7 protein-coding genes are annotated in these 8,779 nt (G+C 62.2%); all 7 read right to left on the bottom strand.

Annotation, left to right across the window (positions count from 1 at the left end; genetic code table 11):
* Positions 1-175: 175 nt before the first annotated feature.
* Positions 176-979 carry an N-formylglutamate deformylase gene (hutG, locus tag KW846_RS25030; RefSeq protein WP_218485896.1) on the bottom strand — a complete coding sequence of 268 codons (804 nt, stop codon included), beginning with the start codon at positions 977-979 and terminating at the stop codon, positions 176-178.
* A 10-nt stretch (positions 980-989) separates the two neighbouring features.
* On the bottom strand, positions 990-2,195 hold the full coding sequence (gene hutI / locus KW846_RS25025; protein ID WP_007975549.1) for an imidazolonepropionase: 1,206 nt from the start codon (positions 2,193-2,195) through the stop codon (positions 990-992).
* A 17-nt stretch (positions 2,196-2,212) separates the two neighbouring features.
* Positions 2,213-3,622: an amino acid permease gene (locus tag KW846_RS25020; protein WP_218485895.1), complete on the bottom strand. Its 1,410-nt coding sequence runs from the start codon at positions 3,620-3,622 to the stop codon at positions 2,213-2,215.
* A gap of 109 nt (positions 3,623-3,731) precedes the next feature.
* Positions 3,732-5,264: a histidine ammonia-lyase gene (gene hutH, locus KW846_RS25015; RefSeq protein WP_218485894.1), complete on the bottom strand. Its 1,533-nt coding sequence runs from the start codon at positions 5,262-5,264 to the stop codon at positions 3,732-3,734.
* A gap of 119 nt (positions 5,265-5,383) precedes the next feature.
* Complete coding sequence (gene hutH, locus KW846_RS25010) at positions 5,384-6,907, bottom strand: histidine ammonia-lyase (protein ID WP_218485893.1); 1,524 nt, start codon at positions 6,905-6,907, stop codon at positions 5,384-5,386.
* A 150-nt stretch (positions 6,908-7,057) separates the two neighbouring features.
* Positions 7,058-7,888, bottom strand: a complete 831-nt coding sequence (locus KW846_RS25005; protein WP_007975542.1) for a glycine betaine/L-proline ABC transporter ATP-binding protein — start codon at positions 7,886-7,888, stop codon at positions 7,058-7,060.
* Positions 7,885-8,736, bottom strand: a complete 852-nt coding sequence (locus KW846_RS25000; RefSeq protein WP_007975541.1) for a proline/glycine betaine ABC transporter permease — start codon at positions 8,734-8,736, stop codon at positions 7,885-7,887. The genes KW846_RS25005 and KW846_RS25000 overlap by 4 nt, the downstream gene beginning before the upstream one ends.
* Positions 8,737-8,779 lie beyond the last annotated feature (43 nt).

Genomic DNA, 8,779 nt, shown 5'->3' with positions numbered 1-8,779 from the left:
ACCAAGCGGATGGCTTCCGCTTTTTCCTCAGATGTAACAACCCGATATCCCATGATGCGTCCTTAAATCGATGCTCCTACATCATGGTCCAAAAATGTTCGACCATTACACGGCAGCTCCTACAGGGTTTTTCGAACACCTGTAGGAGCTGCCGAAGGCTGCGATCTTTTGATCTTCAGCCCTTGTAGTGCTGCTGCCCCCAGGCCAGCAGCCCTTGCAGCAATTCCTTCAACACCACCCGCGTAGGCTCCGCCAGATCCGCCCGATAACGGAACGGCTCGAACTCTTCCATATAGGTGCACTGCCCGAGTTCCAGTTGCACAGCGTGGATGTTCTCGCCCGGGTTGCCGTAATGACGGGTGATGTGGCCGCCCTTGAAGCGTCCGTTCAACACATGGGTGTAGTTGTCGTGACGCGCGCAGATCGCTTCCAGCTGACTGGCCAACTGTGGATCGCAACTGGCGCCATTGAAGGTGCCGAGGTTGAAGTCCGGCAGCTTGCCGTCGAACAGATGCGGGATGATCGAGCGGATCGAGTGTGCGTCGAACAGCAGCGCGTAGCCGAACTCGGCCTTCAGTCGCGCCAGTTCCTGCTGCAGGGTGCTGTGGTACGGCGTCCAGATCTTTTCCAGATAGGTCGCACGCTCTTCTTTCGAGGGCTCCATGCCCTCGCGGAATAACGGTATGCCGTCGAACAGCGTGGCCGGATACAGGCCGGTGGTCGCGCCCACATACAGCGGCTTGTCGTCGGACGGACGGTTCAGGTCGATGACGAACCGCGAATACTCGGCAGCCAGGGTGCTGGCGCCCAATTCATTGGCGAAGTCATACAACTGCGGAATGTGCCAGTCGGTGTCCGGCAGGCTTTTCGCGTCGGGGATCAATCCAGCCTCGACCGCAGGCGTCAGACGTACGCCTGCGTGAGGCATGCTGATCAGCAGCGGTACGCGGCCTTGTTTGAAGTTAAGTACCTTATCCACAACGGCTCTCCTACAGATGTGTCTCGACGCCGTGGCGCACGACGCGTTTTTCCAGGTCGCCGCCCAGCCAGTACGACAGGTCGGCCGGACGATCGATTTGCCAGGCGACGAAATCCGCGACCTTGCCGGCTTCCAGCGAGCCGTGGGTATCGGCCATGCCCAGCGCGGTAGCGGCGTGAATCGTGGCACCCGCCAAGGCTTCTTCCGGGGTCATGCGGAAGCAGGTGCAGGCCATGTTCAGCATCAGGCGCAACGACAGTCCCGGTGAGGTGCCCGGGTTGAGGTCGCTGGCGATGGCGATTTTCACGCCGTGCTTGCGCAGGGCATCCATCGGCGGCAATTGGGTTTCGCGCAGGAAGTAAAAGGCCCCGGGCAATAACACCGCGACGGTACCGGACTCAGCCATGGCGATGGCGTCGTCTTCGGTCATGAACTCCAGGTGATCGGCGGACAACGCGTGGTAACGCGCCGCCAGGCTCGAGCCGTGCAGCGACGACAATTGTTCGGCGTGCAGCTTCACCGGCAAACCCAGTTCCCGGGCGGTGATGAATACGCGCTCGACCTGCGCCGGCGAGAACGCCAGGTATTCACAGAATGCATCCACCGCGTCGACCAGCCCTTCGGCCGCCAGGGCCGGGAGCATGTCAGCGCAGATGTGATCGATGTAGTCGTCGGCGCGATCGGTGTATTCAGGCGGCAAGGCGTGAGCGGCCAGACAAGTGCTGCGCACGCTGACGGGCAGTTCGGCGCCGAGGCGACGGGCCACACGCAGCATCTTGCGCTCGTTGGCCAGGTCCAGGCCGTAGCCGGACTTGATTTCGATGCTGGTGACGCCATCGCGCATCAGGCTTTTCAGGCGCTTGGCGGCACTGACGAACAGTTCGTCTTCGCTGGCCGCGCGGGTGGCGCGCACGGTGCTGGCGATGCCACCACCGCTGGCGGCGATTTCCGCGTAGCTCACGCCTTGCAGGCGCTTTTCGAATTCACCGCTGCGGTTACCGCCGAACACCGTGTGGGTGTGGCAGTCGATCAGTCCCGGGGTGACCCAGGCGCCTTCAAGATCGTTGACGGCCGGGTAATCCCCCGCCGGCAGTTCAGCGCGCGGGCCGATCCACTCAATGAGCGCGCCTGACGTCACGATGGCCGCATCCTCGATGATCGAGTAGACGCCTTGCGCCATGGTTGCGACGTGACAGTGTTGCCAGAGCGTTTTCATCCTTGGCCTCCGTTAGGTTATCGATGAGAAAAAGTCGGGTCCGGCGTCACCAGGGCAGCCTGGCCTGCCGCCGGTTTCACCCAGGTCAGGTAGGCCAGCACCAGCAGCACGATCCACACCACGCCGACCATCAGGGCCGCCTGGGTGTCCGGGAAGTAGCCCAACACGCCGAAGACGAACAGCATGAAGACAATTGCCGCTATCGGTGCATAAGGCCAGAACGGTACCGGGAATTTCAATTGTGCGACCTGCTCGGCGCTCATGGAACGACGCATGGCCACCTGGGTAAACAGAATCATCAGCCAGACCCAAACCGTGGCAAAGGTCGCGATGGAGGCGATCAGCAGAAACACGTTTTCCGGGATCAGGTAGTTCAGCAACACGCCCAGCAACAGCGCGGCGCTCATCACCACAACGGTCATCCATGGCACGCCGTTGCGCGACAACCGCGCGAAGCCCTTGGGTGCGTGGCCCTGCTGAGCCAGGCCGTACATCATGCGGCCAGCACCGAAGATGTCACTGTTGATGGCCGAGATCGCCGCCGAGATCACCACGATATTGAGGATGGTCGCCGCCGAGCTGATGCCCAGATTGTCGAAAATCTGCACGAACGGGCTGCCCTGGCTGCCGATCTGCTGCCATGGAAAGATCGACATCAGCACCAGCATCGTCAGGACGTAGAACAACAGGATGCGCAACGGCACGGCATTGATCGCCCGGGGCAGCACATGCTGCGGGTCTTTGGCTTCACCGGCGGTCACACCGATGATTTCAATCCCGCCGAACGCGAACATCACCACCGCGAACGAAGCGATCAGACCGCCCACGCCATTGGGCATGAAGCCGCCATGGTTCCAGAGATTGCTGATGTCGGTCGCCTGGGCGCCGGGCGCCGTGCTGATGCCGAACAACATGATGCCGAAGCCACCCAGGATCATCGCGACAATGGCCCCGACCTTGAGCAGCGACAGCCAGAACTCCATCTCACCGAAGACTTTGACGTTGCACAGGTTCAGGCCGCCTACCACCGAGACGATGCCCAGCACCCAGATCCAGCGGGAAACCTCCGGGAACCAGAAGCCCATGTAGATACCGAATGCAGTGACGTCGGCCATGCCGACGATGACCATTTCGAATGCGTAGGTCCAACCGAGGATGAAGCCCGCCATTGGCCCGAGATAGGTGCTGGCGTACTGGCCGAAAGAGCCGGCCACGGGATTGTGCACCGCCATCTCACCGAGGGCGCGCATGACCATGAACACCGCCGCGCCACCAATCAGGTACGCGAGCAGCACCGCAGGCCCGGCCATTTGAATGGCCGAGGCAGAACCGTAAAACAGCCCGGTGCCGATTGCCGACCCCAGCGCCATGAAGCGAATATGTCGGGCAGAGAGCCCGCGTTTCAAACCCTTTGCTGGCTGTTGCATTGCTCGTCCTTAATTGTTGTTATTCGACGCAAAATCGAATCGCTGGCAAGCCAGCTCCTACAGGTTCAAGGCGATCCATGTGGGAGCGGGCTTGCTCGCGAAGGGGCCCTTACAGGCTAGGCAGCAACTTCGCCGAAACCAGCTCGTTCAAGCAACGCGAGGCCAACAACTCGGTCGCGGCATTGATGTCCGGCGCAAAGAAGCGGTCCTTCTCATAGAACGGCACTTCGTTACGCAGGATGGCGCGGGCCTTTTCCAGCTTCGGCGAAGTCTTCAGGCCGTTGCGCAGGTCAAGGCCCTGAGCCGCGGCCAGCCATTCCACGGCGAGAATCCCGCGGGTGTTCTCGGCCATTTCCCACAGACGCTTGCCAGCCGCCGGCGCCATCGACACGTGGTCTTCCTGGTTGGCGGAGGTCGGCAGGCTGTCTACCGAATGCGGATGGGACAGCGCCTTGTTTTCGCTGGCCAGTGCCGCGGCGGTCACCTGGGCGATCATGAAGCCGGAGTTCACGCCGCCGTTGGCCACCAGGAACGGCGGCAGTTGCGACATGTGCTTGTCCATCATCAGCGAGATGCGGCGCTCGCTCAGGGAGCCGATTTCGGCGATGGCCAGGGCCATGTTGTCGGCGGCCATGGCCACCGGCTCGGCGTGGAAGTTGCCACCGGAGATCACGTCACCTTCGGCAGCGAACACCAGCGGGTTGTCGGAGACGGCGTTGGCCTCGATCGCCAGCACTTCGGCGGCCTGACGGAACTGGGTCAGGCAGGCGCCCATGACTTGTGGCTGGCAACGCAGGGAGTACGGGTCCTGGACCTTCTCGCAGTTCTCGTGGGAGTCGGAGACTTCGCTGCGCTCGCCCAGCAAATCGCGATAAGCGGCGGCCGCGTCGATCTGGCCTTTCTGGCCACGGGCCGCGTGGATGCGGGCGTCGAACGGCGAGCGAGAGCCCAGTACCGCTTCCACGGTCAGGCCGCCCAGTGCCAGGGCGCCGGCGAACAGGTCTTCACCTTCGAACAGGCCACGCAGGGCAAACGCGGTGGACACCTGAGTGCCATTGAGCAGCGCCAGGCCTTCTTTCGCGGCCAGGGTCAGTGGCGTCAGGCCGGCGACTTTCAGCGCTTCGGTGGCTTCCATCCACTCGCCCTTGTAGCGCGCCTTGCCTTCGCCCAGCAGCACCAGCGACATGTGGGCCAGAGGCGCGAGGTCACCGGAAGCACCGACCGAACCTTTCAGTGGAATGTGCGGGTACACCTCGGCGTTGATCAGGGCGATCAGCGCGTCGATCACCACGCGGCGGATGCCGGAGAAACCACGGCTCAGGCTGTTGACCTTGAGCACCATGATCAGGCGCACCAGCTCATCGCTGATCGGCTGGCCGACACCGGCGGCGTGGGACAGAACCAGCGAGCGCTGCAGGTTTTCCAGGTCTTCGCTGGCGATACGGGTCGAGGCCAGCAGGCCGAAACCGGTGTTGATGCCGTAGGCGGTGCGGTTCTCGGCGAGGATCTGCTCCACGCAGGCCACGCTGGCTTCGATCTGGGCTGCAGCGCTGTGATCGAGGGTGATTTTGACCGGTTGCTGATAGACATCACGCAGTTGGGCAAGGCTCAGTTGGCCGGGAATCAAATTAAGCGCAGTCATGTTCATTCTCCTTTTGAGAGTTTGTTGTTAACTACCAGACGCTCCGGAAATATCCGTTGTCCGTCGCTTCCCCCTTCTTGAGGGGGCTGGCGCCTTGGCACGCTGGTCTTGTTTGGAAATCAGTTCAAGTTCGGTAAGGTTTTTTGCAGCAAAGCAGGGTCTTTCAGAACGCCGGCAGCAGCAGCGATGTCCGGTGCCAGCCAGCGATCCTGGTCATAGGCAGGAACGTGCTCACGCAGCAGACGCCAAGCGGCATCGGTGCCCGCGCCGAAGCGTTGCTCTTTCAAGAATTCGAACGCCTGGGCCGCCAACAGGTACTCGATGGCGAGGATCTGCGTGCAGTTTTCCAGTGCGCGATGCAGCTTCAGCGCAGCGTTGGTGCCCAGGCTCAGGTGGTCTTCCTGCAAGCCCGACGTCACGTAGTTATCCAGCACCGCCGGTTGTGCCAGCTGACGGTTTTCCGCACACAGGGACGCGGCCACGTATTGCACGATCATCATCCCGGAGTTCACCCCCGGGTTGGCCACCAGGAACGCCGGCAAGCCGCTGACGTGCGGGTTGATCAAGCGGTCCAGGCGACGTTCGGCAATGGAGCCGATTTCCGCCATGGCAATCGCCAGCAGGTCCGCGGCCATGGCCACGGACTGGCCGTGGGGGTTGGCCTGGGATACCACGCGATAGTTGTCCGCAGTGCCCAGCACCAGCGGGTTGTCGGTGGCGCCGTTGAGTTCGGTTTCGATCTGTTTGGTCGCGTGCACCAGTTGATCGCGCGCAGCGCCGTGGACTTGCGGGATCGAGCGAATGCTCAGGGCGTCTTGCGTGCGAATGCCTTTGCTCTGGGCAATCACTTCGCTGCCGTCGAGCAAGGCACGCAGGTTGATCCCGACCTGTTGCATGCCAGGGTGCGGCTTGAGCGCGATGATCTCGGCATCGAACGCGTCGATCTGCCCGCGCTGGGCTTCGAAGCTCATGGCGCCGATCACGTCGGCCCATTCCAGCAGGCGCGTAGCGTCGGCAATGGCCAGGCAGCTCAGCCCGGTCATGCACGGCGTGCCGTTGACCAGGCACAAACCGTCCTTGGCGCCAAGCTTGACCGGCTGCAGGCCTTCTTCGGCCAGCGCCTTTTGCGCGGCAACGATCTGCCCGCGATAGCTGACATTGCCCACGCCCAGCAGCGCAATGCCGATGTGGGCCATGTGGGTCAGGTAGCCCACGGACCCCTGGGACGGCACCTGCGGGGTGATGCCGCGGTTGAGCAGCGCCAGCAGCGCTTCGACGACCTGACGGTGCAAGCCGGATTTGCCGTGGCTGTAGTTGACGATGGCGGCGCACATGATCGAACGAGTCTGCTCGTCGGCCAGTGGTGCACCCACACCACAGGCATGGCTGAGCAAGGTATTGCGCGATAATTGGCTGAGTTGTTCGTCCTGCAGCGAGACGTTGCACAGCGCGCCCAGGCCGGTGTTGATGCCGTAGGCACGTTCGCCGCTGGTGACGATGCGCTGGACGATGGCCTGGGCGTTTTCGATGCGCGCCCAGATCGGCGCCGACAGCTCAAGCTGCGCGCCATGACGAGCGACGGCGACCACATCCTGCCAAGTGACCTGCGCTTCGGTGATAACGATTTTTTCAGCCTGGGACATCTTCAACCTCTGCGTACAACCTGAATATTGATACAGCTTCACTGACGCCTTCGCGGGCAAGCCCGCTCCCACAGGGTTTTGTGAACACCGGAGATCCACTGTGGGAGCGGGCTTGCCCGCGAAGGGGCCCGCCCAGCCACCACAAACCTCTTAAACCACCGCCGCCCGACGCTGCACAAAGCGGTCGACATACTCATCCGCCGGCGAGTGCAGGATCTCTCTCGGCGTGCCGACCTGGATCAGGCGGCCGTCCTTGAGGATCGCGATGCGGTTGCCGATGCGCACGGCCTCGTCAAGGTCGTGGGTGATGAAGACGATGGTCTTGTGCAGGGTCTTTTGCAGTTCCAGCAACTGGTCCTGCATCTCCGCACGAATCAGCGGGTCGAGGGCACTGAAGGCTTCGTCCATCAGGATGATGTCGGTGTCCGCCGCCAGGGCGCGGGCCAGGCCCACACGCTGGCGCATGCCGCCGGAAAGCTGATGCGGGTATTTGTTTTCGTAGCCCTTGAGGCCCACGGTGTTGATCCAGTGCAGCGCACGCTCGGCGCACATGGCTTTGCTTTCGCCACGGATTTTCAGGCCGTAGGCGACGTTGTCCAGCACGCTCTTGTGCGGCAACAGGCCGAAGCTCTGGAACACCATGCTGATCTTGCGCCGGCGAAATTCGCGCAGGGCTTCCATGTCGTATTGCAGGATGTCCACGCCGTCCACCAGGATCGCGCCGCTGGTCGGGTCGATCAGGCGGTTGAAGTGGCGTACCAGGGTCGACTTGCCGGAGCCCGACAGGCCCATGATCACGAAAATCTCGCCGCTGCCGATGCTCAACGACAGGTCGTTCACGCCGACCACGCAGCCGGTTTCGGCCAGCACCTGATCCTTGGTCTTGCCCTGGCCGACCATGGCCAGCGCGTCCTTGGCACGGTTGCCGAAAATCTTGAAGACGTTCTTGACTTCGATCTTGCTCACGGTTGCGTTGTTCATTTGCTCACCTCATGCCGTGCACGACCGTACGCCTGTGTAATGCGGTCGATCACCACAGCCAGAATCACGATCGCCAGACCGGCTTCGAGGCCACGTCCGACGTTCAGGGTCTGAATCCCCACCAGCACGTCTTCACCCAAGCCACGGGCACCGATCATCGAGGCGATCACGACCATCGACAGGGCCATCATGGTGGTCTGGTTGATGCCCGCCATGATGCTCGGCAGGGCCAGCGGCAGTTGCACGCCGAACAGTTGCTGCCAGCGGTTCGCACCGAAGGCGTTGATCGCTTCCATCACCTCGCCGTCGACCTGGCGAATGCCCAGATCGGTGAGGCGGATCAGCGGCGGCGCGGCGTAGATCACGGTGGCGAAAATCGCCGGGACCTTGCCCAGGCCAAACAGCATCAGCACCGGGATCAGGTACACGAAGCTCGGCATGGTCTGCATGATGTCCAGCAACGGCATCAGCACCGAACGCAGGCGATTGCTGCGTGCCGAGAGAATGCCCAGCGGAATGCCGATCAACACCGAAATGATCGTCGCCACCATCATCAGCGCCAGGGTCTGCATCAGCTTGTCCCAGAGGCCGACCGCACCCACCAGGAACAGCAGGCCGACGATCACTGACGTGGTCACGACTTTACGGGTCGCGTGCCAGGCCACGCCCGCCACGATCGCCAGCATCAGCCACCAGGGCGCTGCACGCAGCAGGCTTTCAAGATTGACGATGGCCCACAGCAGCGTATCGGAGATGTGCCGGAACACGTCGCCGTAGTTGGTGACCAGCGAATCGACCCAACCGTTGACCCAGTCGGCGATGGAAAAGGTAAAGCTTTCGGGAAACATAAGAGACTCTCAATCAAGGGGTTGCGATCAAGCGTCCGACTGC

Source organism: Pseudomonas sp. PDM32 (assembly GCF_019219225.1).
In the GTDB taxonomy this organism is placed as follows: Bacteria; Pseudomonadota; Gammaproteobacteria; order Pseudomonadales; family Pseudomonadaceae; genus Aquipseudomonas; species Aquipseudomonas laurylsulfatiphila.
The sequence above is the reverse complement of the archived record's forward strand: the minus strand, read 5'-3'. Positions and strand labels throughout refer to the sequence as shown.

Bases quoted from the DNA above. Each gene is read 5' to 3' on its own strand.
- hutI (WP_007975549.1), bottom strand. From the start codon at position 2,195: ATGAAAACGCTCTGGCAACACTGTCACGTCGCAACCATGGCGCAAGGC.
- KW846_RS25020 (WP_218485895.1), bottom strand. From the start codon at position 3,622: ATGCAACAGCCAGCAAAGGGTTTGAAACGCGGGCTCTCTGCCCGACAT.
- hutH (WP_218485894.1), bottom strand. From the start codon at position 5,264: ATGACTGCGCTTAATTTGATTCCCGGCCAACTGAGCCTTGCCCAACTG.
- hutH (WP_218485893.1), bottom strand. From the start codon at position 6,907: ATGTCCCAGGCTGAAAAAATCGTTATCACCGAAGCGCAGGTCACTTGG.
- KW846_RS25005 (WP_007975542.1), bottom strand. From the start codon at position 7,888: ATGAACAACGCAACCGTGAGCAAGATCGAAGTCAAGAACGTCTTCAAG.
- KW846_RS25000 (WP_007975541.1), bottom strand. From the start codon at position 8,736: ATGTTTCCCGAAAGCTTTACCTTTTCCATCGCCGACTGGGTCAACGGT.